Consider the following 23,929-nt stretch of genomic DNA (forward strand, 5'->3'; position numbering starts at 1 on the left):
TTATTTGCAACGTATATAATATCTTTGTCTTACCATGAGCACATCATCATACTTATCAGACAGGATAAATAATTTGTCCGAATCGGCTACACTTAAAATGACCAAGTTGGGCCGCGAATTAGCAGCAAAAGGCGTTAATGTAATTAGCCTTAGCGTAGGTGAACCTGATTTCAACACCCCTGAGCATGTAAAAGATGCAGCGAAGAAAGCCCTAGATGAAAACTGGACGCGTTATTCGCCGGTACCGGGATACCCTGAATTGCGCCAGGCAATTGTAAACAAGTTGAAGACAGAAAACAATTTAGATTATGATATTTCTCAAATTGTTGTTTCTACAGGTGCGAAACAATCCCTGTCTAATGTAATTTTGACTTTGATCAACCCGGGTGATGAGGTAATTATCCCAACACCATATTGGGTATCATACTCCGAAATGGTCGTTTTAGCGGAAGGAAAATCGGTATTTATCAATACAGAGATCGACAATAACTTTAAGATTACACCAGCACAATTGGAAGCGGCAATTACACCAAAAACCAAATTGTTTATGTTCTCTTCGCCAAACAACCCCACAGGAACAGTTTACAGCAAAGATGAATTGGCTGCATTAGCTGAAGTTTTCGAAAAACATCCACAGGTATTTATCTTATCCGATGAAATCTACGAACATATCAACTTTGTAGACAAACACGAATCCATCGCACAATTTGAAAGCATCAAAGATAGAGTAATTATCATCAATGGCTTTTCAAAAGCATTTGCAATGACGGGATGGCGTTTAGGTTATATCGCTGCCAACAAAACCATTGCTGCCGCAAATGATAAATTACAAGGACAGACAACCTCAGGTACATGTTCAATTTCTCAACGTGCGGGTATCGTCGCTTATGAACAAGGATTAGAATCTGTCAACAAAATGAAAGAAGCTTTCGCTCGTCGTCGCCAATTGGTATACGATCTATTGACTGAAATCCCTGGCGTAAGAACAAATCTTCCAGAGGGTGCATTCTATTTCTTCCCAGAAATCTCTTCGTTCTTTGGTAAAAAAGACCAAGATGGTAATGTCATTAAAAACTCATCTGATTTGGCATTGTACTTATTGAATGTTGGTCACGTAGCTACAGTAGGTGGAGATTCATTCGGTAACGACAATTACATCCGCTTGTCTTATGCGGCCTCAGACGAAAGTTTGATCGAAGCTTTAAAAAGAATCAAAGAAGCATTAGGAAAATTAGCATAATCAATACACAGTATACTGAATGGGCTATCCAAGAAAATTGGATAGCCCATTTTTTTAACAATCCCAGTTGTATCAATCTCCCTTTATCTTCCACAACGGTATATTCAAATACGTCCTTTTATTTGATGTGCTCCATCACCTCGATGAATTTCTTACCCTTATTCTTCGGGTCAAAAAGCATTTTCTCTACCCTGTCCAGCTCAAGAGCCTCGAGATGACTAGGTAACAGACTCTCTTTCATCAACTTCAACAATTGATCCCAGTCCGCACGATTGATCTTGTTCTGAACCAACTCCATCATCTGCAAGGCATTGCGGTATTCCTTGCTCGTTTTCAGTTCCACCACCATATCCATCCAGTCACCGTAAGTGAAAAGCCTACTTTTTACCTTTTGCAATTGTAAGGCTTTCATCTTGACCATATCATAGCCCAGCAGCATCTCCGTGACGGAATCAATCTCCATACAAGCAGCGATTTTAGCATAATCTTTTGGGAACTCCACCCTTGCATCGTCATCCAGAAGCTTACAGAACGCTGGGACCTCCTTTTTCAGGGAATCACAGTACTGCTGCGCATGTAGCTCCATGGTCATGATCAGAACTAGTCCGATCGCTAACATCCGGAGATAAATAGATTTCAATTTCATGCTTCGAAGATACCCATTTTTTGGAAAATATCATCCATAGCACATAATTCACAATGATTTTGGCGCTTCAGCCAAATATTTATTACATTTACTCCTATGAGTATTTTAACAGAGAAATTTAAAACGCAGCACGACACGGCTCCGTTTTCACAGATAAAAAACGAAGATTATATTCCCGCATTTGATGAAGCTATTCAGAAGACAAAAGATGAAGTCGATGCTATCGTCAACAATCCCGAAACGGCAACTTTCGACAATACCATCGCTGCTATGTCCTACTCTGGACAGACACTAGATCGTTTGTCCAATATCTTTTTCAATCTCCATTCCGCTGAAACCAATGCTGATCTCGAAAAGATCGCACAGGATGTCGCCCCAAAACTATCTGCTTTAGGCAATGATATCACCTTAAATTTCGATCTTTTCAAAAGGGTTAAGGCTGTATACGATCAGAAGGATCAACTGACATTGACGGCAGAGCAAACCACCTTATTGGAAAAATCCTATAAGGATTTTGTACGCAACGGCGCACTTTTAAATGATGAACAGAAAGAAAAGCTCCGCGAAATAGATGCCGAGCTATCACTTTTAAAATTGAAATTCGGGGAGAATGTCCTGGCCGAAACCAATGCCTATCAGCTGTTGGTAACAGACGAAAAAGATCTTGCTGGACTTCCAGAGGGTGCTGTAGAAGCTGCCCATGCTTTGGCTAAAGCCAACGAAAAAGAAGGCTGGCTTTTTACCCTGGATTTCCCGAGCTATCTTCCTTTTGTCACTTATGCCGACAATCGAGAACTTCGCAAAGAAATTACCCTCGCCGCAGGCCGCAAAGCTTTTCAGGACAACGAACACAACAACGTGGAAAATGTCCTTAAAATTGTAAAACTGCGCTTCGAACGGGCTAAATTATTAGGCTACACCACCCATGCAGACTTTGTCCTTGCCGAACGTATGGCACAAAATCCAAGCAAAGTCACCGAATTCCTAAACGACCTTCTTGGAAAAGCGAAACCAGCAGCAGTGAAAGAATTTGCAGAATTATCCCAATTTGCAAAAAATATGCATGGCATAGACCAATTGGAAAAATGGGATGGCGCCTATTATGCCGAAAAGTTGAAACAAGAACGCTTTAATCTGGACGATGAAAAGCTCAAACCTTATTTCAAACTCGAAAATGTCTTACAAGGTGCATTTGAAGTAGCCCATCGCTTGTTTGGCATCAACTTCAAGGAAGTCGATACAATAGATACCTACCACAAAGAAGTACAAACATTTGAGGTCAGTAAAGACAACGGTGAATTAGTCGCTATCTTCTATGCCGATTTCTTCCCGCGTAAAGGAAAGAGAAATGGAGCCTGGATGACCTCTTTCAAACCACAGTACATTCAACAGGGTAAACAAGAACGTCCGCATGTCTCCATTGTTTGCAATTTTACGCGTCCTACAGCTTCAAAACCTTCGCTGTTGACCTTTCAGGAAGTGACCACATTATTTCACGAATTTGGACATGCCCTACATGGTATGTTAGCTGACAGCACTTATCCTACACTATCTGGAACCTCTGTATATTGGGATTTTGTCGAGCTACCGAGTCAGGTGATGGAAAACTGGTGCTACGAAAAAGAAGCCCTTGAGCTATTTGCCAAACACTATGAAACTGGCGAAGTGATCCCGATTGAACTTGTCGAAAAGATCCGCGAAAGCGCTTCATTTCTTGAGGGCATGGCAACAATGCGCCAATTGAGCTTTGGTCTATTGGATATGGGCTGGCATGGACAGGATCCAACCGCGATCTCGGATCTGAAAGCATTCGAAGATGAACAGTTTGCCTCGACAAAACTCTATCCTGATGTCAAGGAAAATGCCATGAGCACAGCCTTCTCCCATATTTTCAATGGCGGTTATTCTTCGGGCTATTACAGCTATAAATGGGCCGAAGTACTGGATGCAGATGCATTTGACTACTTTAAACAAAACGGTATTTTCAATCAGGAAATCGCAACCAAATTCAAGGATAATATTCTTTCAAAAGGTGGAACCGAACATCCAATGGTCCTTTACAAACGTTTCCGCGGACAAGAACCTTCGGTAGAACCTTTGTTGAAAAGAGCTGGATTAATCAAATAATTGGATTGATCAAATAATAAGAAAGCTGGATTTTATATCCAGCTTTTTTATTGGAAACATAAATCCATCAAGAACTTTCTGCCTATCAAAATCCCTGTAAAAATAACAGAACACTCAGCCAATCAAATAAAGTTCGATTCTTAAGCAATTTTATTTATTAAAGCATCATTTGTTTCCCATCCAGAACCAAAGCATTAAACAAGAATCGAACGTATCTTGCTGATTAAGCAAAAAAATAGTACCTTTGTAAGACATAATTGGGGTTGACCGGAATTGACAGGATGGAGACGGTTATGTAAGCATGTAGTGCGTTGTTAGTAGAGCACTTTAATCTGAACTTTCAGAATTATAACTGGCGAAGAAAACTACGCCTTAGCTGCTTAAGTTAGACTTAACATAGCTATTTGTCCCGTTAGATCCTGTTCTTTGGTTTAACATACGGGGCATCGAACAATAGAACTGGCAAGTGTGATGTTGCTAAGCACTTGTGAGAAACAGCAACTACGGCGTACGGTATAGGTAAGCGACTCACCTTCCCTCGCTCGACAATTAAAGAGAAGCTAAACATGTAGAAAGCGTATACAGTACCATGACTGGACGAGAGTTCGAATCTCTCCAGCTCCACAAACAAAAAAGCCTAACTCACGTTAGGCTTTTTTGTTTATTCTAGAATACCTTTGTAGACGGCATCCCGTAAGACACCTCCTGCTGTATCTCCCGCGTATTCCCAGTACATCGCACCGAGTAGTCCTGTCGTGTGTACATAATCGCATTTAAGTGCAATCGATTCTGGCGTTTCATAAGTCACTACAAAATCCCCTTTATCGTTGACAAGATAATGCGCTTTAGCCTCATCGTCCCATTTCTGCTCAAAGCCCTGCAGTGAAAGCAGATCTTTATAATCGATAAAACCCTTGACTTCAGTTTTATTGCCCCGACCATAGAATGGAATTCCCAGCACCAATTTTTCAACAGGCATACCGCCCTCGATATGGGCCTTAACGGCCTCCACACAAGTTGTATGTCCAGATAAAGGTGAACGGTGTAAACTCGCGTGATGATAAGGCGGATGACCCGAATCATAAGTCATGATATTCACAAAATCCACATCATTCTTAATCTTGTCAAAAGCAATATACTTACCGTTCGCAACAGAAGCCAAAGTCAACAGTTTCTTCTTACCAATAGCCTTGCGGATATCGTGCATGAGCAAGGTAAAATTCTCCGTATCCGCTAAAGAAGACGAGATCCCTGCAGAAGAATTCGTTGGATATTCCCAGTCAATGTCAATACCATCAAGATTAAATTCCCTCATCACACGCCAGCAGTCTTTGGCAAACTTTTGCCGATTAGATTCATTAGCAGCCATTTCGCTAAACCGACCGCTTCCCCAGCCGCCAACGGACAGCAATACCTTTAGATGTGGATGTGTTTTCTTAAGATCCGTAATAGTCTTCAATCTAGATTCATTATCTATACGTAGGCCGTCAAAGCTGTCGCTGACATGTGCAAAGGCATAATTGATATGCGTCAGATAAGTCGGATCAGGCATCACTTTAGACCAGGAAGTGACATAGGCGATAACAACTTTTTTGTTTTTCGCTCGTGCACAACTTACACTAGGATACAACAATAAAGTCAATAACAGAACAGTGAAGGTCTGACTAAATATTGATTTCAATTTACATTCCATAATAGCTTCTTATTTTGTTTCTAGATGATAGTGATCGTTCTAATATATAATCCGTAACGCATTCACATTTGATGCTTACTCGCTAGCTAAAGTTTCAGATAAATATGTAGCTTCTTCAGCAAGATTGCATACCACAACATGGCTAAAGCCCAAAGCAATGAACCGGCAATAGCTAAGCTCATATAATCCGATTGTTTATAGAAGAATAGTGGTAGATGAAAACCCCAACAGACAAAGTAGATCAGATCAGGAGCAAGATAGGTCGTTAATGAGTTCTTTCCGGCCTCCTCAAACAATCCTATCCCGCGATGGTAGCCTTTCACATCAATGAAATAATAAAGTGGTATCAAAAGCAATACGCTAATCCCGCAACAAACCAATGCCCAGCTCGGCGTACCATGGATCTTGGATAAAATAAACCAAAAACGCAATACAAAACCTGCAACTAGCCAAATCAAACCAATAACCAGCAAAAAACGCAACAATACCCGCGGATTTGCCGCATAACGTTTCATAAGCATCCCTATGGTTGTTCCAGACAGCACAATACAGGGTATATTGCCAGCTAGAAGAACATGTAAGTATCTTCCGGCACCAGGGAATTCAACTTTAAATCCCACTTGGCTCAGCATATTGAGTACCAAAAACAGCAACCAACCACATACAACCACAATTATCTTTCCCCTGCTCAATAAGAAAATAGACGCCGCGGCAAAATATCCCCATCCAATCAGCCCTAAAATCCCCCACCATCCTACTTCCAAGCCTTTTCCATCCGACGCTTTGAAAATATACAGGAGATAAATAATCCCCATAATACCAACTGCACGCAGCCCCTTATAAATGGACTGATATTGCATGTCTTTCGGATAATGATTCCAAATCAGAAAAACGAATACATACAGCAGTGCCAACCACAACAAATGTGACATCCCCGTCAGCTGTGGATCAACTCGCGAACCATTCAATATCAATACACCAATAAGCAATAAACTTAATGTTCTGATCAGCATATGAACAAAAATGACCGCTGTCGATGAACCTATCTTTTCCCTGGCCGCAACAGCATAAGGCATTGCCATTCCAACCATAAAAAGAAATCCCGGAAATACCCAATCCGCCAATCCCATTCCGTCCTCATCTGCTTCCGAATGAACCAGCCATTTAGGTACACCTGGAATAAACAAGTCATTGACAAATAACATCAAGAACAGCGTGAAACCACGCATAACATCCATTGAACGGATTCGGATTTTAGGTACAGCGTGCAATGCGTTCATAATTGATTCGTTGTATTCAAAAAAGTAGCTAACAGCATGGCTGCTAGCCAATCTCTTCCCTAGATCCTTCTTAGCTAATTTTTTAGTGATTTTATGGCGACCGGAACTCGGTGAAAAATTCCTGTTTAGAAAAGTTCCTGTATAACTAAACGAAAAGACAAGCTATTTCGCTAAGATCTATCATCAATAACGCTGATGTCTCTTCGTTGAATGATCTAAGATGAGAAAAAAATAACACTATGTAGTGAAATATTTGTTCAAATTAGTGTAAATTTCACTCATAAAATACAGAAATCGTGTAATTTACCCCTGTGATCGATATAAACCAGCCAGAAACACAACAAGAAATGTCTCACATGTATGAATTGTTACCTTTATGAAGGGTAATTGTATTGCATATAAAAAGCAATTTATCTAAGTTTGACAAAAACAGATTTAATATAAAGCCGATCTTCATGAAATTCATTCTTTTTATCTGCTTGTTATTCGCAACACAGGCTATCTTCGGGCAGCATATCAGAGTCGTCCAAACAACAATTAAACAGTACAAACCATGAATCAATTAAAATTTCGCGACGCAGCACAACATGATTTACCACGCATAGTAGAAATATACAACTCTACAATAGCCTCCCGCATGGTTACTGCAGACACTGCCCCGGTATCTGTTACCAGTAGACAAAAATGGTTTGACGAACATAACGCTTCGAAAAGACCTCTGTGGCTGATAGAAGATGAAAATAACCAGATACTTGGTTGGGTAAGTTTTCAATCTTTCTATGGTCGTCCAGCTTATGATGCAACAGTAGAAATCAGTATCTATTTGGACGAACAGCAGCGAGGTCGAGGCCTGGGTAAACAGATTCTTCAGTACTGCATTGATAAAGCTCCAGATTTAGGCGTACATACCTTATTGGGATTTATCTTTGCACACAATCTTCCAAGCATTGCATTATTTGAAAAAATGGGTTTCAGGGAATGGGCTAACTTACCCAATATAGCAACCTTAGATCAGGAAGAACGTAGTCTAAAAATATTAGGTATACGAATTAAAAAATAGCATGACTACCTAAGCTGTCGCCAAAAATAAAATTGTTAAATTAAAGTATTAACTTGATAAGATCTATAATTCGGTAATATGAAACATTTAATCCAATTCTCCTTGATGTTGATTGCTTATGTATTTGTTTTTTCCAGCCCCCTGTTGGCACAAAATCCAGACCGTACTAAAACTATCCCGATCGCAAGTGATTCGGCATACAGCAAGATAATACAAGTGCTTCAGGATGGTGGTTATTTTATTGTACAGCTCGATCGGCCTTCGGGATTTATTCAAACCAGTACATATCTTGAAAACAATAATCTCCTAAGCAATAAAGAAGGAGAAAAATTAATTTTCAACTTCCTGATCAGCCCTTTACAAGCTAAAAGATCAAAAATAGTTCTAAATATATTTTCAATAGAAAGGCGTAAAGGCGGGAGTTTTGACGCACCTAATTATTATGATGAAGATAAGGGAATCGTCCGGAACAATAAAGCCTACCAGCAAATTTGGGATAAGATACTCCCGCTATTTCAATAAGTACAATCAAGATAAAGCCCAGTTGATCTCAGCTCACCTGGGCTTTTATAGTTAAAAAGAATTAGATCGAGATTGTCAGCAAAGGAACATCCAGCCCCGAGGCCATCATACGCGTCTTACTTCGATGGGTCAATGAACTCCAAAAACCGTACCTATAGGGGATCATAACCAGCAGATCCGTACTGCTTTCTTTTACCTCGTCCCGGATAGCTTTTACGACCTCATTGGACGTTACATTTTTGTAGTAATAACTTACGATTCCCATCACATTGTTAATGGTTTCCCGTGTTTCTTTTCCTTTTTCCTCATTTAGCTGCTCCACTGTCTTACGGATGTTGAGAACCTCTAATACCGCATCAAATTCAGCTGCAAAATCCTTTACTTTTTCAAGAATTTCCTTTTGCACACCACGAACAATATCACAGGCAAAAAGAATATGCTCCAAACCCGTAAATTTTGCGCCAAGCGGAACTGAAAGGATTGGTATTTTTAACTTACTAATGGCTGCCGTGGTCGTATTGCCAAGCATATCTTGGTCAAAGGAACGTTTAGCCATTCCCATCACCAACAAATCGGCATTCGTCTCATGGATGCACTTGGTAATCTGATCATAAAACAAGCCTGCTGCCAGATAAGGAATAGTCAAAACACCACTTTCGGCAGTAATAGCCTCGGCTTTACGTCGTAAAACCTTACTTTGATGTTCAAAAATCTTGAACATAGAATCGGGAGAAAGTCGAGCGTTCATCGCATGGATGGAAGGATTTTGAAGAGAAAATAAAACGAGCTCGTATTCTTTTCCTGCGAAAACTTCCATAATAAACTTTAAGGCATGTTCGGCCTCTTCAGCATAGTCTGTGGCAACAATAATCCGTTTCATATGGTCTAATTTAATTCAATAAAAAATCTCTTTTTATTACATTCAAGTTAACGAAAAATAATAAATCTATCAAACGGAGAATTGTCTCAACTGGGTCAATTTTCTCCCGATTTCGGGCTATTTTAAGTAGCTAGCCTTTACAAAAGAAGCTTTTTTTAGATAATCAATGCTTTGTTGTAAACCGGTGTAAATATCGTTACGTGTTTCTTCCAGCTCAACAAAAATATATTGCAGGCCAGCAACTTTTGAATTGTTAAAAATTGCATCAAAACCGACCATACCACTTTGACCAATCTCACGATGATCCTTAATGTGCAAAGCCTTGAATCTGCCGGCATATTTATTGAAATAATCAACAGGACTAACTTGTCCCATTACGGCCCAATACACATCCATCTCAAAAAATACATGCTCAGGATTTGTATGCTCTATCATATAATCGTACATCACTTTATCTTCCACTTTTCTAAACTCATGCGAGTGGTTGTGGTATCCGTATACGATTCCTTGCTGACGGCATTTCGCACCCACAGCATCAAGGTAGCGACATTGCGTTTCCAGATCCTTAAGTGTTTTAGGCACATCCATCCAAGGCGTAACAATATATTTCATTCCCGCTGCCTTATGAGTAGCAATACATTCCTCCCACCATTTTAGCGATTCCGTAAAATCTCCAGAAGCAAGCTCCCTGTCTGATAAAGTCTTCGTTGCGTGTGATGAAATTACTTTCATTCCAGCTTTTTCTACTTTTGCCTTAAACTCTTGTGGACTCAAGTTATATAATTTACCATCCTTGTATCCAGCGGCTTCCACTCCTGTATAACCCAATGCTGAGATCTTTTGTAGAATTTGGTCGAAATTCGGGTTTTTCCCGATTTCTTCACGTACAGAATATAACTGTAGACCAATTTCCTTTTTTGCAGCTTTCTGTTGTGCAAATGTTGGACTAACAGCCAACATCATACATCCAGCTACCAATGTTCCGATAAGAGTTCTTCTTTTCATTTAGTGCTCAATTATTTATTATAGACTTCGTTCAACGCAAAATTATTTGTAAACGCAGCGTTTACAGGTTGTTTAGGTTTATCGCGTTAAATATAGCCGCAATGTATGCAAATACTCGAAAAAACACAATGCTTTACCGTTTTATTTATTCACATCGCGCACTCAGTTCCACAAAACAGGCCTTTTATATGAATTAAAAATTGGCCTAACTCAACGATTTACAGTCCACCGCTGTTCTACTTATGATAACAAACAAATTGAATCATGGAAAATAAATATGACATCCCCGAGCATAACGACCAAAAACAGGAGGAGAAATTACCTGAGGTTGCCATTGAGGAAAAAGATGATGAACCCGCTGGACGAAATTTAAAACGTACACTTATCATCGCAGTCTGTGTATTGATCGTATTTTATCTGATTTATTATTTTATGAGTGGACGATAATATGCAACTCACCACAGCTCCGGCGGAACTTGACGGATTCTTGGAAACCGAAGCTGGGCAAGCCGACTTGTTTCGCCATACACGATCTGGTAGAAACTGACCATAGAACTGGCCATCGTGCTGACGTGCTATGCCATTTACCTTAGCTCCGGTGGAACTTGACGGATTCTTGGAAACCGAAGCCAGGCCAAATGACACTATGCTCTTAAATTATTTTGTTTTTCATTTGCCCATGTTTATATGATGAATGATCATTTTGGTTATTTTACACAGGACGGTGACGTAGAGTCTATTTACTAATCGAGAGAAAGATTTATTCCTATCCGATATTTAAACCAATATAGACTTTCACGAAACATACCTTATTCCAGATTAAAAATATCTGTTAAAACAAATATAAAACAAAAAACAACAAACACAAATTTTTAAATAAAATAATAAACTATATTTTGCGCAAATTGTCATTCAATTCGTTGTATGACGGATGAAGACAAAGCATTACTGGAAACAATTGGTTTACGCTTTCGCGCGAAACGAAATGATCTATATTATTCATTGCGGGATCTATCCCATCTAACGGGCATTTCAACAGGAACACTCAATGGCATAGAAAAGGGAAAAGACTTAACGCTCACAAATTTTTTAACCCTATGTCGTAGCCTGGAAATTCAACCAACGATATTTTTTCAGCATGATATTGTCTTTAATTCTCCTTACTCCCTACCTCCCGATGCACAGGAAAGAATCACGCTAAGCAAAAAACTGGATGACCTCGTCTATCATTCGGATTTTTTCTACTCAGCACGACGTGTTTCGGAGGTATTGGTCCAATTGGGTATTGACAAGAGCCAAAGCAATAAATTCTCTGTTTACCTATCAAACTATTGTGAAGAAGGAACTCTTGTCTATCAGCAGCACGGTAACTATAAAACCTATCGTAAAAAAAGGTAAAAAAATTATTAATTTTTTTTGTTGGAAAGTTCACGAAAACGGTTTGCCCTTCTAAATGTTCCCAAATCATTAAAACGAACCCCATACTTCCGTAAGATTTCTTGTGCCTTCTTACGCCCCATATGACGTACGTAAAATGTTTCATTGACAACAAAATGATGGATGCTATGTGTCCAGCCAAAAAAGAAACAAAACAATTGCATCGGAAAAGTCCACCAAACTGTCAATACCTGCGTTTGCTCAATAACATTTCCAGCTTCGACATCGCCAAAATAATGCATGTTTGATGTAATAAAATGTAAACAAAATTGGCGTAATAAGTTTGGTAATAGAATAACATAAATGATCCAACGCAAACTTATCAACATGTTATCAACATAATGTGGAAAACTCAAATTCACTCCAAAAACCACTCTTAACCAATCAAATAATAGGTCTGCAAAGAAGAAATATAAGATCACATGTGCAAAAATAGTCACTGGAACAATGCTTAAAAACATAATCCGTTTTAGTTTTGAAGAAGTCTCCAATTTTAGATTCCCATTTTTCACCTCTTTGTCCATATCATTAAACATACGATGCAGCCGAAAGAGCCCGCCCAATACAACATCGGCCGTTGTTACCAAACGTTTGATCGACCACTGCTCGCCATTCGTCACACTGCGTTCCTCAACATCATGTAATGTACCCGAAAATTTATGATGATGATGATGCAAGGTCCTGCGTATCCAGGGATTGACAGTCAATGGGCGTAATATCCATACACTAAAAAGCATAAAATGATGAACCACTTTTTGTCTTTTAAAATAAAGCCAGTGAATCAGATCATGTTCTATTTCATGTAAAACACCCATAAAAAAGGCATTACTGACAATCATAAGCCAAGTCGGAACAAGAGCGCGAGACCAAGCTATCGATACAACAACAATAGCCAGGATCGCTAGTACAAATATGGCCATTCCGATACTGTTCTGACTTTTTAAGATGGGGTACATTCCTTTAAGCTGTTGATAGGAAAGATTTATTTCCCTCCTAATCTGGCTCGACTTTTCCTGATGTGTCAATTCGATGTGATTTTATCGGTAAAAATAAGGATTTTTTCGCAGACATCTAACATGTTAGGTAGAATGCCCCTACCTACCAATAACCATAATAAGCTCTAAAAATATTTCCAAAAGCTGTAACAAAACGAACGGGCCCCAAAATATGTGATCCCACTATTTACCGTACTACTAGGTTAACGTATCAGCCAACTTCTAATATATATCAGTCAAAGCAGATCATTCCTCGGATCTGCTTTTTTTGTGCAAACCATTACGGCAGCAGCAAGCGATCTCATCCCCAAAAAATAATTCACTAAAAGGGATTTGATAGGGACTTTATAGGAATCTTATAGGGACCTCATTCGGATAAAGCCGTCTTAACTACCCATTAGCTCCCTATTATGTAACATGCTATTTACAATTATTCCATGTATTAAACTAAACTTATCTATTCGTTGTGTGTTAGTAGCCCTACACATTTAATTTGATATTATGGCAAATGTAACACAGGGTGTAAATGGTCCTCCTTCAGGTAAAGTCGGACCGGTAGTTTTTTGTAAGTGGAAAGAGATCAATTATGTCAGGTCTCTTCCGAGAGTGAATAAAAAAAGAGCACTTTCTGAAAAGGAAGTAAACAACCGAAACAAATTTGGACTTATGCAACAATTCTTAAGCCCTTACACGAAAGTCATACGGCTCGGCTTTTCAACCTACGCCAAGAATATGACAGCTTATAATGCTGCAATGTCCTACAACCTTCACCATGCCATGCAAAAAGACGATGAAGGTTTTCATATCGATTATGAAAAGATTGCCCTAAGCCGAGGGTTGGACGAAGAGATTACAGGGGCAACATTTCAATTGTTGAACGAAACTATCCATATCACTTGGGAACATAAAAACTCCGAAAAACTCTTGCATGAAGATCTGACAGATTTCCGAACCTTGGTACTCCTCATTCCTGAGAATCCAATAAACGCTTCACAAGGTGTTTTACTTAATAATTACATTATGGATTTACAAGAATCTATTCAAATACCGAAACTAACTCAAAGTGATACATATCATTTATATCTAGGTTTTATTGCAGCTGACGGGACTAATCGAAGCATGAATAGCAGCTATCTCGGAAATATAAGATTGGAAAGAGGATAAAGGTGCTCCAGGGAAATAAATTCATCAACAGGAGAAATAAGACCACTCGGAAATAAGAACACAACACACTTAATTACAATAAGATAACAACATTTTAACCCTAAATTTATGTAAACACCTTAAATTAGCATAAACGATGTGATTTACAATCGATGGTTTCAACAGCCACATCAATTTCGGCCATGAAGCCAATCGTCTTTATATCTAGTAGGCATTTGGTTACCCCCTCAGCAATCCTCAACACATATCCATGTGCAAGCCCTACTACTTTCTCTATTCAGTTCGGCAAGCTCATACCTTGCCGAACATTCTATTACCTATCGTATCAGCCCGTCTATATGACTTAACTGCCAAAAGGATCTGTCTTTTTTTCGGTTTTTACGATTTTAATCAGATGCTCCAACGCATTTTTCAGACGTTTGGCATCTTCTTCCGTTTGGATTGCCCATAAAATTTCATCCGTACTTGGCGAGGACTTAAATCGAATTTGATAACCTGATTTTACTCTTGCGATGACAAGTACATCTGATTTGGCAATATCACTTCGAAAATGCTGGCCACTGGAAAGAAAGACTGTTAACACCTTCCCGTCTACCGTCACCGTATCAATTTTTGTATCCTTATAATGGTAAGCAACCTTATATAGCTTATTAATATAAGACATGGTCTGTTGTTTATTCAAGCTCGCATTTTGGGCTACCGATGGTACTGTAATACCAATAGCCAAAAGAAAGCACAAGAAAAAATTCTTCATTTATCTAGCATTTTTTATTTCCATACACCGCAACAACGTATCGCTCGGATTGTACTTACTTACCAAATATCACGTAACGACAATCAGCAGAAGCAAAATACGTTCCTTTTATTGATGATCTAAAAATATAGATTTTATTTACTTTTTTGGCTATTGTTCCACAAACTAAACTATTTCCAGCAGCAGCATTTCGATTGCTGCTACTGAAAATCCTTATTTAGTCATTTTTATTTATTCTTTCGATCTCGATAAATCCCGGGCATTTTCCGCAATACGGATAAATTCAGCGCGATAACCTTCCTCATCTTTGCCTTTAGAAGCTTTTGCTCGCGCTATGAGCTGATCAAAATTGGCCTTTTGCTTAAAATCAGAATCACGAAGTAATAGACCTAGTTCCGCTACCGCGGTTACGAATCGTAAATCTTCACTCACACTGTTCAATTCCGTCACAAAAGTTCCGACCACCTTTTGCTGCAACTTGCTTTTCTCCCCTTCAGGCTCCTTATACCGAAATTTAACTGTTGCCAGTTCAGCATTTCTCCGTCCAGCTGCCTGATCCGCTTGCTGCTGATACTTTAAGGGATCTACCGTTCCGATCCCCCCCGACGCTACACCGACAGGTACAATTTCATATAAGGCTGTCACCACATGTCCTACCCCCATATCACCACCTATCTTTTGATCATTATTAAAATCCTCAGCCTCCAACAAGCGATTTTCGTATCCCACTAAACGGTATGCCTGCACATAACTGGGATTAAATTCGACCTGAATCTTGACATCTTTAGCAACGGTAAACAAAGTTCCCCCAAATTCGGTTACCATCGCTTTTCGTGCTTCAGAAATATTGTCTATATAGGCATAATTCCCATGCCCTTTGTCGGCAAGGATTTCCATCTTACTGTCCTTCAGATTTCCCATGCCATACCCCAATACTGTGAGGAAAACCCCCGATTTACTTTCTTTGGAAATTAATTCTTCCATCGATTCGTCACTACTCTCCCCAACATTGAAATCGCCGTCACTAGCCAAAATGATCCGGTTGTTTCCTCCTTTGATAAATTGTTGCTTCGCAATTTCATAGGCCTTCTTAATTCCTGCAGCACCAGCAGTACTTCCACCGGCTTCCAGCTCCTCAATAGCCGATTTTATTTTCATCTTTTCATCACCGGGCGTACTCTCCAGTTTTACCCCTGCCGATCCAGCATAGGTCACAATGGCTACATGGTCCACAGCGCGAAGCTGATCGACCAACATTTTCAGCGAAGCTTTCACCAAAGGTAGACGCCCCGGTCCCATCATTGATCCCGACACATCGATCAAAAACACCAAATTGGAAGCTTTAAGATTCTCCGTCGGAATATCTTTCGCCTTTAACGTGACGCGCATAAGCTGATGCGTTGTATTCCAGGGTGCCTTCGTCAATTCGGTGACGATATTTACAGGTTCACCATTTTTAGGTCCAGCCACTTGATACTGAAAGTAATTGATCATCTCTTCAACCCGTACTGCGTCTTTTTCAGGCAGAGTTCCCGAATTGATAAATCGACGCACATTACTATAGGAAGCAGCATCAACATCGGCTGCAAAGGTCGATAAAGGCTCTTTACGTGGATTGATAAAGCTATTTTCCTTCAACTTTTGATAAGATTCTTGGTTCTGATTAGGCACATACGCCGTTCCTCTAATATACACACCCGATACTTGCCCAGACAAAGCTGCATTAACATTCATCACCGATGCCGTCTGACGCTTCGCCTTGTGCTCATATCCGGTCACCACAACCTCATCCAGCGCATTATTTTGCTGCACCAACGCCACATCAACCTTTGACCGATGGTTGACCGCTATCCGCTGCTCAAGATATCCGATATAACTAAAAATCAAGATGTTTTTACCATCAAGGACTTGAATACGATAGTTTCCCTTGTCATCGGTCTGCACATGTGCTTTGGTTGCAGCATTGTTCACCTGTACCCCCACAATTGCCATTCCTGTATTCGCATCGACAACCTTCCCCCTAACCTCATATCCTTGCTTGGCATATCCGCCTAAGGATAGCAACAAGCCTATTACAAAAAGTATTGCTCTCATATCTTTTACATTTTTGCCAAGGGATGCCTCAAATATTAAATTTCCATAAACCAGAAAAAAAAAATATTTTTAACCAATAAAATGTTCGCATTCAAGTCGTCAAAAATAGATACAGCACAAGACCACGAGCTCTTGCTGCACTACCAGGAGTCTAAGGAGCTCCAGGTATTGGGTGATCTATACCAACGACATACGGAGATGGTATACTATGTTTGCTTACGGTATCTCCAAGATTCCGAATTGAGTAAAGATGCTGTCATGAATATCTTTGAAGAATTAATACACAAAGTCAACAAACAAGAAATCAAGGACTTCCCAAGGTGGCTTTATGTATTAAGCAAGAACCATTGTCTGATGTATTTGAGGTCTCAAAAGAACAAAACTCAAATTTCTTTGGATGAATTTGTGAAATTTCCGGGAGACATGCATCAGTATGAACAATATGATGAAAAAGAAGAACAGCTAACAGCCATGGAAGGCTGTCTGGGAAAATTACCAGACAAACAGCAACAGTCGGTTAGACTCTTCTTTTTGGAGGAAAAATGTTACAAAGAGATTAGTGAATCTACCGGTTATAGCTTGAACGAAGTAAAAAGCTATATTCAGAATGGAAAACGGAATTTAAAAAATTGCATGGAGGCTTGGAATGAGCAACAGTAATTACGACATAGCATACTTAAAGAAATACGTCAACGGCGAACTATCTCCTACGGAGATGTATGCGCTTGAACGGGAGGCGCAACGTGACCCCATGTTGGCGGATATTCTTATAGGTATTGAAATGGATCAGAATAAAACCGTAATTACAACAATCAACAACCAAATTGCGCAACGTATTGAAAAAGACAATTCCGCTAAAATAAAGGTCTTTGATTGGAAGAGACTTAGCATCGCTGCAGCAGCAGTGATCGTGTTGGGGGTTGGTCTTCTTCTTTACCGTCAACAGGACAAAAATTCATCCGAAGCGAGGCGTACCGCTGAAGTAAGTGTTACACAGGAAAAACCCAAAACAAAGGTTACAGCAGCAGATTCTATCATTCCTTCAGATGATATTGCATCAAAAATAGGATCTCAAGATCATTCGCCACAATTAGCAGATAATAACAGACCGCGGCTTCATGAACAGCACCCACTGGAAGAGGTGACCGTTTTATCCCAGGAACCCTCCCTACGTGTAAAATCACTGGAAGAAATGAAGGAAGGTCTCAATAATGATCGCCCTGTATTTGGATTAAGACCTACAGACAGTACAATTGTTATCGGTTATGCGCCAATGGCAAAGAAAAAAGATGCTTCCCAAACGATTATGATTCGAGGAACCTCAAGTTTAAACAATGCACTTGCAGGCAGGGCTCCAGGTATTTCGATCCCACAACAACAAGGTACACCGCTACAACTTACGATTCGGGACAAAGAGACGGGCTTACCTATTTCGGGAGTGACAATCATTCAACCCAATAGCAAGTTTGCTACGAATACCGACGCACAGGGACAAGCGACCATCCAACCCAGTACAATGGATTCACTCGTCGACATCATGGCGCTGGGCTACAACTCGGTTGCATTGAATATGCGTCGCAGCAAAAATACAACGATCAAACTGCAACCTTCCGGCGCCACACTTGATGAAGTCGTCGTCACAACGATGTCTTCACGCAAATCAAAAAGTGCCGAACCGATCTGGGGCTGGAGATCGTTCAACAATTACATCAAGAAAAAAACAGCTAAAAGCCGTTATGAGGGCACTGTCCGTTTAAGCTTCTATATCGATAAAGATGGATTCCCAACAAATATCAGCGTTCTCCAAAGTGCAAATGATTACCTCGATGCCAAAGCCAAAGAAATCCTACTTTCGGGACCAAAATGGAGAGGCGAAGACTACCGCTATGTCACGTTAAGCTTCGAATTCACCTTGTAAATACGCTATCTTTACGCATCTCATCAGACTACAACACAAGTTTATCTCGCTATCTGGACAAATAAGCAGTCGAAATTTATCGATCCATTTATCTTTTCAATCAATTTTATTTATAAGGGTTTGGATGTAAAATTATTTCATACTTTAGTGTTATAATTCTTAACCATACAGTCATTTTTTATGAAAAGTTTTTTCACTGGCCTCCTCTTGCTTAGTGGTATATCCCTACAAGCACAAGATTTTTCGTTCGGTAAAATAAAAAAGGAAGATTTTGCCATTACTGTTGACAAAATAGATACAGCAGCAAATGCCTTTGTCTTACGTGAATATGGATCAGCCGAAGTAAGTTACAACAAGAATAAAGGTTTAGTCGTTGAATTTTTCAAACATGTTCGTATTAAAATTTTAAATAAAGAAGCCTATAGTTACGCCAATTTCAGCATCCCTTTATATAAAAGTGGGAACGAACGCGAAGTCCTTATGGACATCAAGGGAGCATCCTATCACCTCGTCGGTGATAAGGTCGTGGAAACAGAGATGACCAAAGCGAATATTTTTAACGAAAACGCCTCAGAAAACTATGCGGTAACGAAAGCGGCTATACCACAAGTTCAGGAAGGTACAATTATCGAATACCGCTACCGTACAGAATCTCCATTTATCTTTAACCTAAATGCTTGGGAATTTCAGGAAGATCTCCCGAAACTTTATAGCCAATACGTCACGCGTATTCCCGAGATCTGCCATTATAAAGCCAATTTAAAAGGTGGACTTGCTGTCAGCGACAGGAAGGTAGAAAATTACAACACGGGGCTGAATTCTGAAGTTGGCGAAGTCCTAGGTAGTAAAACTACCTACATGATGGAAAATATCCCGGCTTTCCACACCGAAGATTACATGACCTCTTCTAAAAATTTTAGGTCAATCATTTTCTTCGAACTCGGTCGGTATAGCATTCCAATGGGACCGACAAAAGACTTCTCGCTCACGTGGGAAAATGTCAGGGATAAACTCGTACAGGACGAAAGTTTTGGTGGACAAGTAAAGCGAAAAACGGCACTGAAGGAATTCATAGAACCCGTCTTGCAGGATTCAAAAGATGATCTGGAAAAAGCGGTACGGCTGTATACCTATTTTCAGAAACAAATAAAATGGAATAACCGCCATTCAATCTACGCAAAAAATATCAAAGAAGCCATCGAAAAAAGAACAGGCAATAGCGCCGATATTAACCTTGGACTGGTCAATGCCCTACGTTATGCGAAGCTAGATGCCATCCCTGTTATTTTATCGACACGTGAGAATGGCTATGCAGGACTCTATGCACCAGCGATATCAGAGTTCAATCACGTTATTGCCCGGGTAAAAATAGGTGAAAACTACTACCTGCTGGATGCAACCTCTCCCTATGAGATGTTTGGAAATATCCCGATGAAATGTGTCAATTTTCAGGGAAGATCAATTCCCCTCGAAGGCGAATCTGACTGGGTAAAACTCGAGGCAAATCTTTCATCTAGTTATAGTAATTTCTTCTATGGTGAACTGTCGGAAGATGGTGCATTAAAAGGAAAATGGATTACCTCACGTAACGGTTATGGCGCTTCCAAAATGCGTGAGCGCCTTCAAGGAAGTAATTCTGAAGAAGAATTCTATGAAAAAATAGATGAAGAAAACAATCGCATCAAAATCAACAGTTTTAAAGTATCGAATCGGGAATCTCTTGACAAACCACTAACGGAGGAGTTTGAAATTGAGATTAAGAATTTTGCAACCCTACAAAATGACCAACTTCTATTCAATCCTTATATTGACACCAAAATGTCCAAGAACCCCTTCAACCTAACGGAGCGGAATTACCCAATCGACTTTGGTTCTTTAGTCCAAGAAGAGTGCTACATTGAAATCAAACTACCAAAAGGCTATACATATCCAACGGAAGGAAAATTAAAAAATATCAGTATGGCTCTTCCTGAACGTGCGGCCCGGTATATTTTCAAAATCAATAATACAACACCGGACGTTCTGATAATAGAATCTGCAACACAATTAAACAAACCCCTGTTTATGCCGGAAGAGTATTTTGATTTAAAAGAGTTTTTCAGCCGAATCATCCAGGCAGAAAAATTAGATGTTGTACTCAAAAAAATATAACAATATCGCTTAACACAAACTTCATTTTATATTGACGATTAGCTTAAATAAGGGTGATAACTTTGAATATCAAAAAAATAGTAAAATGATTAAAGATTCAGATTTATTCGAACTAGAGAATACCTTCCTTGGTGAAGGTTTCGAATTAGATGGTGATGATATTATCACCGATGAAGACTAGGTCTTCACTTTTTTAGCAAGTATTATTCCCCTTATATAATCTCAAAGCCCAGACATTCTTTGCTGGGCTTTTTCTTTGCTCCGTTCTTCACCAATTTGGCCAAAACTTATTATTTCCCTATCTTTATGTTATCCTGACAATCCGATATTGAGTTAACCCAGCTCCTATTTTACGGGAACACAAGCAACAGGTTTAAAACAAATAAAACACACATGAGAAAGATAATATTGGATCTGGCCATGACCCTAGATGGCTTTATTGAGGGTTCACAGGGAGAGGTTGACTGGTGCATTATGGATGATGACATGGATTTCGATGGCTTTTTGGCTTCGATCGATACCATCTTTTATGGCCGCGTGAGCTATGATGCCTGGGGTAATTTCCAGCCGCACGCTACGGCCGATGAAACAGAAATAAATCTTTGGAAAAATGTCCATGCGAAGAAAAAATATGTTTTTTCTAGTCAGGCAAGGCAAGATGAAAACGCTACTTTCATCCAGACTGACATCGCAAAACAAGTTCAGGAAATAAAAGCACAGCCCGGAAAGGATATTTGGCTATATGGTGGAGCGCGTCTAATTAAAACATTCATTCAAGCTAACCTTGTTGACGTCTATCGCATTTCCGTTCACCCTATTGCCCTGGGAAGTGGCAAGCCTTTATTCGAAAACTTACCTGAACGACTATCCCTAAAACTTGTTCAAAGCGTCACATTCAAATCGGGAGTTGTTCAGTTAATCTATACCCCCCAACATGAATCTTAACGATCAGGCAACCCCACAGATCGCCGATCATATGATCAGGAAAGTGATAGATCAACTCGAAAGCATACTTATGCTCCATTGCTCTAACCTATCACAAGATCAAACAGGTAGGGCCTATTATGGTGTTAATTTTCAACTGGGCAACAAACACTTCAAATTTAGAAAGGCCAAGATAACACAAAAAAAAGTAGGATTATTCGTTGCACTCTGGAAACGCAACACCGATGGCCAGACCATACCTTTTACTGCAGATGATCATTTCGATTATTATCTTATTTCGGTTGAACAGGAACAGCATTGCGGCCTATTTGTCTTTCCAAAACAGGCGTTAGTTGAACATACAATCCTCACAGCGGGTTCTCAAATGGGCAAACGCGGATTCCGTATTTATCCAGATTGTAGCATCCCAACAAACAAACAGGCTACCAAAAGTAAACAATGGCAGCACAGATACTTTGTGGATTTCTGTGGTCCCCACCAAGAAGCCAAAAACAAATTGACCCATATACTGCAAAGCAGCTAGTCGATATTTTCGACCAAATCGGCATAAGCTGCACGCAACAAAGAAATTGCCGCCACCATACTTTGTTCGTCAAGATGAGCAAACCCCAACCGCAATGCAGTGACCGTATTATTTTGATAAAGGCAATTACTCGGCAACAACAGTCCCTGCGACCGCACTTTCTCCTGCAAGGCTGTCAGCGAAACAACTGTATTAAACTGTATCCAAAAAGCCAGTCCCGAAGCCGGGACGTCAAATCTGATTTTATCTTCAAAATGCCGTAACAGCAATTGTGCAAACAATTCTTTTCGCTCTGCAATTGTTTTCTGAAATTTACGCTGATACCGAAAGATATCACCCTGGTGGATAATCTCACCCAATGTCTTCTCGATCATAAAATTCGGCTTTCCGAAGATGTTCAAATACTTTTTTCCTTCTTCCAACAAATCCTGAGGTGCGATCAAAAAATTCATTTGGAAACCAGGGTCAAAGAAACTTCCGAAAGCACCTGTATAAATCACGCGGTTACCGCCATTTTTCCGGAAAAGTGATTCACCTTTCTCCTTAAAAAAGGAAGACTCAAAATCCACATCATCCTCAATAATGATAAAGTTATACTGCTCGGCCAACTGTAACAGTTGAATTTTCCTTCGCTCGGAAAGGTTAACCGTCGTTGGATACTGACACCTGGTATTAAGGTAGACACACCTGATTTCTCCGGGTCTAAATTGATCTCCGATCTTATCTACAATCATCCCCTCCGCATCTACGGGAATGGTTTTCAGCTTGGCCCCAGCTTGACTAAAGATCATGTTAGGTAAAAAATAACTTAAATTTTCTACCAATACAATATCGTCGGGCCGGATCAATAATCGGGATAAAATTGAAAAAATCTGTTCCCGGCTGGCAATCGGCAACAAGAAATTCCGGGAAAGATGAAACCCTCTTGTTAAATTCAGATAATAGCTTAACTGGTCCCTAAAAAACAAATTTCCTTCAGTCGTCGTCGGAAAATCATCACTTTTCTTTTTCCGTTTCACCATGGATGCATAAAAACGCACCAGTTCCTCCGCTCCAATGACATTATAATCAGGTGTTCCATCCGTAAAATAGTACCTTTCGGGAACCTCTGAAATAGGCATATCCAATATGAGTTCCTTTCTAAAAAAGTAAGGTGCAAAATCAGGTGGCTGTCTAAATGCTTCAATCGCCGACCCGGAAGTATCGATAAGCTCAGGATTTTTCACAAAAGTCCCGCGATTAGCCAAAATTTTTACCCAGCCCTGTTCCTGCAATTCCGCTAAAGCGGCTACAATGGTTTTTCGGTGCACGTTCAGTTCTTCAGCAATCTTCCGGCTTCCGGGCAACAGATCTCCATCTTCCAATAGATTTCGCTTGACAGCATTGATAAATTGATAAACGATCTGTAGATAGATGGCATCTTCCTTACGGCGATCTATCTTAATAATCGAATGAAAACCTATACTAACCGGACTACTCATTATGTTTATTTCGG

At 39.9% G+C, this 23,929-nt stretch carries 21 protein-coding genes and 1 other RNA gene; 13 read left to right on the forward strand and 9 right to left on the reverse strand.

Features of this window, described 5'->3' with window-relative positions:
* The first annotated feature begins 34 nt into the window (after positions 1-34).
* Positions 35-1,240 carry a pyridoxal phosphate-dependent aminotransferase gene (locus tag IQ31_RS13590; RefSeq protein WP_232475608.1) on the forward strand — a complete coding sequence of 402 codons (1,206 nt, stop codon included), beginning with the start codon at positions 35-37 and terminating at the stop codon, positions 1,238-1,240.
* A gap of 118 nt (positions 1,241-1,358) precedes the next feature.
* Here the strand turns inward: IQ31_RS13590 and IQ31_RS13595 are convergent, their stop codons facing one another.
* Positions 1,359-1,886, reverse strand: coding sequence for a hypothetical protein (locus IQ31_RS13595; protein WP_145328293.1), 528 nt, complete (start codon positions 1,884-1,886; stop codon positions 1,359-1,361).
* Between the two features lie 96 nt (positions 1,887-1,982).
* Here IQ31_RS13595 and IQ31_RS13600 point away from each other — a divergent pair, with 96 nt between their 5' ends.
* Positions 1,983-4,013 carry a M3 family metallopeptidase gene (locus IQ31_RS13600; protein WP_145328294.1) on the forward strand — a complete coding sequence of 677 codons (2,031 nt, stop codon included), beginning with the start codon at positions 1,983-1,985 and terminating at the stop codon, positions 4,011-4,013.
* Between the two features lie 259 nt (positions 4,014-4,272).
* Positions 4,273-4,640, forward strand: a transfer-messenger RNA (tmRNA) gene (gene ssrA, locus IQ31_RS13605).
* A 34-nt stretch (positions 4,641-4,674) separates the two neighbouring features.
* Here ssrA and IQ31_RS13610 read toward each other — a convergent pair.
* Positions 4,675-5,706, reverse strand: coding sequence for a glycoside hydrolase family 18 protein (locus IQ31_RS13610; RefSeq protein WP_208734250.1), 1,032 nt, complete (start codon positions 5,704-5,706; stop codon positions 4,675-4,677).
* Positions 5,707-5,792: 86 nt separating this feature from the next.
* Positions 5,793-6,986 (reverse strand): DUF5009 domain-containing protein, encoded by a 1,194-nt coding sequence (locus IQ31_RS13615; RefSeq protein WP_145328295.1) that lies wholly within the window; start codon positions 6,984-6,986, stop codon positions 5,793-5,795.
* A gap of 553 nt (positions 6,987-7,539) precedes the next feature.
* Between IQ31_RS13615 and IQ31_RS13620 the strand changes: the two genes are divergently transcribed.
* Together IQ31_RS13620 and IQ31_RS13625 are read left to right on the forward strand one after the other, a co-directional pair.
* Positions 7,540-8,046 (forward strand): GNAT family N-acetyltransferase, encoded by a 507-nt coding sequence (locus tag IQ31_RS13620; protein ID WP_145328296.1) that lies wholly within the window; start codon positions 7,540-7,542, stop codon positions 8,044-8,046.
* A gap of 78 nt (positions 8,047-8,124) precedes the next feature.
* Positions 8,125-8,568 (forward strand): hypothetical protein, encoded by a 444-nt coding sequence (locus tag IQ31_RS13625; protein WP_145328297.1) that lies wholly within the window; start codon positions 8,125-8,127, stop codon positions 8,566-8,568.
* Positions 8,569-8,629: 61 nt separating this feature from the next.
* Here IQ31_RS13625 and IQ31_RS13630 read toward each other — a convergent pair whose 3' ends face one another.
* Positions 8,630-9,448 (reverse strand): universal stress protein, encoded by an 819-nt coding sequence (locus IQ31_RS13630; RefSeq protein WP_145328298.1) that lies wholly within the window; start codon positions 9,446-9,448, stop codon positions 8,630-8,632.
* 117 nt (positions 9,449-9,565) lie between these two features.
* A complete protein-coding gene (locus IQ31_RS13635; RefSeq protein ID WP_145328299.1) occupies positions 9,566-10,453 on the reverse strand; it encodes a sugar phosphate isomerase/epimerase family protein in 888 nt (295 codons plus the stop codon).
* Between the two features lie 264 nt (positions 10,454-10,717).
* On the opposite strand from IQ31_RS13635, the gene IQ31_RS13640 reads away from it, so the two are divergent.
* Both IQ31_RS13640 and IQ31_RS13645 read left to right on the forward strand, forming a co-directional pair.
* On the forward strand, positions 10,718-10,900 hold the full coding sequence (locus IQ31_RS13640) for a hypothetical protein (protein WP_088162842.1): 183 nt from the start codon (positions 10,718-10,720) through the stop codon (positions 10,898-10,900).
* Positions 10,901-11,377: 477 nt separating this feature from the next.
* Positions 11,378-11,851 carry a helix-turn-helix domain-containing protein gene (locus IQ31_RS13645; protein ID WP_075994063.1) on the forward strand — a complete coding sequence of 158 codons (474 nt, stop codon included), beginning with the start codon at positions 11,378-11,380 and terminating at the stop codon, positions 11,849-11,851.
* 8 nt (positions 11,852-11,859) lie between these two features.
* On the opposite strand, the gene IQ31_RS13650 is transcribed toward IQ31_RS13645, so the two are convergent.
* Entirely contained in the window at positions 11,860-12,915 is a 1,056-nt protein-coding gene (locus IQ31_RS13650; protein WP_145328300.1) for a fatty acid desaturase, read from the reverse strand.
* Positions 12,916-13,386: 471 nt separating this feature from the next.
* Here IQ31_RS13650 and IQ31_RS13655 point away from each other — a divergent pair, with 471 nt between their 5' ends.
* Positions 13,387-14,049: a DUF6266 family protein gene (locus tag IQ31_RS13655; RefSeq protein ID WP_145328301.1), complete on the forward strand. Its 663-nt coding sequence runs from the start codon at positions 13,387-13,389 to the stop codon at positions 14,047-14,049.
* A 343-nt stretch (positions 14,050-14,392) separates the two neighbouring features.
* Here the strand turns inward: IQ31_RS13655 and IQ31_RS13660 are convergent, their stop codons facing one another.
* Both IQ31_RS13660 and IQ31_RS13665 read right to left on the reverse strand, forming a co-directional pair.
* Positions 14,393-14,803, reverse strand: a complete 411-nt coding sequence (locus IQ31_RS13660; RefSeq protein WP_145328302.1) for a hypothetical protein — start codon at positions 14,801-14,803, stop codon at positions 14,393-14,395.
* A gap of 231 nt (positions 14,804-15,034) precedes the next feature.
* Entirely contained in the window at positions 15,035-16,897 is a 1,863-nt protein-coding gene (locus IQ31_RS13665; RefSeq protein ID WP_145328303.1) for a vWA domain-containing protein, read from the reverse strand.
* An 81-nt stretch (positions 16,898-16,978) separates the two neighbouring features.
* Between IQ31_RS13665 and IQ31_RS13670 the strand changes: the two genes are divergently transcribed.
* The 5 genes from IQ31_RS13670 (at position 16,979) to IQ31_RS13690 (ending at position 22,434) form a co-directional block, all read left to right on the forward strand.
* Positions 16,979-17,557 (forward strand): RNA polymerase sigma factor, encoded by a 579-nt coding sequence (locus IQ31_RS13670; RefSeq protein ID WP_075994067.1) that lies wholly within the window; start codon positions 16,979-16,981, stop codon positions 17,555-17,557.
* Entirely contained in the window at positions 17,544-18,815 is a 1,272-nt protein-coding gene (locus IQ31_RS13675) for a carboxypeptidase-like regulatory domain-containing protein (RefSeq protein ID WP_145328304.1), read from the forward strand. The genes IQ31_RS13670 and IQ31_RS13675 overlap by 14 nt, the downstream gene beginning before the upstream one ends.
* Before the next feature lie 180 nt (positions 18,816-18,995).
* A complete protein-coding gene (locus tag IQ31_RS13680) occupies positions 18,996-20,966 on the forward strand; it encodes a DUF3857 domain-containing protein (RefSeq protein WP_145328305.1) in 1,971 nt (656 codons plus the stop codon).
* A gap of 393 nt (positions 20,967-21,359) precedes the next feature.
* Positions 21,360-21,911 carry a dihydrofolate reductase family protein gene (locus tag IQ31_RS13685; protein ID WP_088162850.1) on the forward strand — a complete coding sequence of 184 codons (552 nt, stop codon included), beginning with the start codon at positions 21,360-21,362 and terminating at the stop codon, positions 21,909-21,911.
* Positions 21,901-22,434 (forward strand): MepB family protein, encoded by a 534-nt coding sequence (locus IQ31_RS13690; protein WP_145328306.1) that lies wholly within the window; start codon positions 21,901-21,903, stop codon positions 22,432-22,434. Before IQ31_RS13685 ends, IQ31_RS13690 begins: the two co-directional genes overlap by 11 nt.
* Here the strand turns inward: IQ31_RS13690 and IQ31_RS13695 are convergent.
* Entirely contained in the window at positions 22,431-23,915 is a 1,485-nt protein-coding gene (locus IQ31_RS13695; protein WP_145328307.1) for an aminotransferase-like domain-containing protein, read from the reverse strand. The genes IQ31_RS13690 and IQ31_RS13695 overlap by 4 nt on opposite strands.
* Positions 23,916-23,929: the final 14 nt, after the last annotated feature.

This window comes from Sphingobacterium siyangense (assembly GCF_007830445.1).
Taxonomy (GTDB): Bacteria; Bacteroidota; Bacteroidia; order Sphingobacteriales; family Sphingobacteriaceae; genus Sphingobacterium; species Sphingobacterium siyangense.

What these genes read in the sequence shown, in the direction of transcription:
- IQ31_RS13590 (WP_232475608.1), top strand. Translation starts at nt 35, where the DNA reads ATGAGCACATCATCATACTTATCAGACAGGATAAATAATTTGTCCGAA.
- IQ31_RS13595 (WP_145328293.1), bottom strand. Translation starts at nt 1,886, where the DNA reads ATGAAATTGAAATCTATTTATCTCCGGATGTTAGCGATCGGACTAGTT.
- IQ31_RS13600 (WP_145328294.1), top strand. Translation starts at nt 1,983, where the DNA reads ATGAGTATTTTAACAGAGAAATTTAAAACGCAGCACGACACGGCTCCG.
- IQ31_RS13610 (WP_208734250.1), bottom strand. Translation starts at nt 5,706, where the DNA reads ATGGAATGTAAATTGAAATCAATATTTAGTCAGACCTTCACTGTTCTG.
- IQ31_RS13615 (WP_145328295.1), bottom strand. Translation starts at nt 6,986, where the DNA reads ATGAACGCATTGCACGCTGTACCTAAAATCCGAATCCGTTCAATGGAT.
- IQ31_RS13620 (WP_145328296.1), top strand. Translation starts at nt 7,540, where the DNA reads ATGAATCAATTAAAATTTCGCGACGCAGCACAACATGATTTACCACGC.
- IQ31_RS13625 (WP_145328297.1), top strand. Translation starts at nt 8,125, where the DNA reads ATGAAACATTTAATCCAATTCTCCTTGATGTTGATTGCTTATGTATTT.
- IQ31_RS13630 (WP_145328298.1), bottom strand. Translation starts at nt 9,448, where the DNA reads ATGAAACGGATTATTGTTGCCACAGACTATGCTGAAGAGGCCGAACAT.
- IQ31_RS13635 (WP_145328299.1), bottom strand. Translation starts at nt 10,453, where the DNA reads ATGAAAAGAAGAACTCTTATCGGAACATTGGTAGCTGGATGTATGATG.
- IQ31_RS13640 (WP_088162842.1), top strand. Translation starts at nt 10,718, where the DNA reads ATGGAAAATAAATATGACATCCCCGAGCATAACGACCAAAAACAGGAG.
- IQ31_RS13645 (WP_075994063.1), top strand. Translation starts at nt 11,378, where the DNA reads ATGACGGATGAAGACAAAGCATTACTGGAAACAATTGGTTTACGCTTT.
- IQ31_RS13655 (WP_145328301.1), top strand. Translation starts at nt 13,387, where the DNA reads ATGGCAAATGTAACACAGGGTGTAAATGGTCCTCCTTCAGGTAAAGTC.
- IQ31_RS13660 (WP_145328302.1), bottom strand. Translation starts at nt 14,803, where the DNA reads ATGAAGAATTTTTTCTTGTGCTTTCTTTTGGCTATTGGTATTACAGTA.
- IQ31_RS13665 (WP_145328303.1), bottom strand. Translation starts at nt 16,897, where the DNA reads ATGAGAGCAATACTTTTTGTAATAGGCTTGTTGCTATCCTTAGGCGGA.
- IQ31_RS13670 (WP_075994067.1), top strand. Translation starts at nt 16,979, where the DNA reads ATGTTCGCATTCAAGTCGTCAAAAATAGATACAGCACAAGACCACGAG.
- IQ31_RS13675 (WP_145328304.1), top strand. Translation starts at nt 17,544, where the DNA reads ATGAGCAACAGTAATTACGACATAGCATACTTAAAGAAATACGTCAAC.
- IQ31_RS13680 (WP_145328305.1), top strand. Translation starts at nt 18,996, where the DNA reads ATGAAAAGTTTTTTCACTGGCCTCCTCTTGCTTAGTGGTATATCCCTA.
- IQ31_RS13685 (WP_088162850.1), top strand. Translation starts at nt 21,360, where the DNA reads ATGAGAAAGATAATATTGGATCTGGCCATGACCCTAGATGGCTTTATT.
- IQ31_RS13690 (WP_145328306.1), top strand. Translation starts at nt 21,901, where the DNA reads ATGAATCTTAACGATCAGGCAACCCCACAGATCGCCGATCATATGATC.
- IQ31_RS13695 (WP_145328307.1), bottom strand. Translation starts at nt 23,915, where the DNA reads ATGAGTAGTCCGGTTAGTATAGGTTTTCATTCGATTATTAAGATAGAT.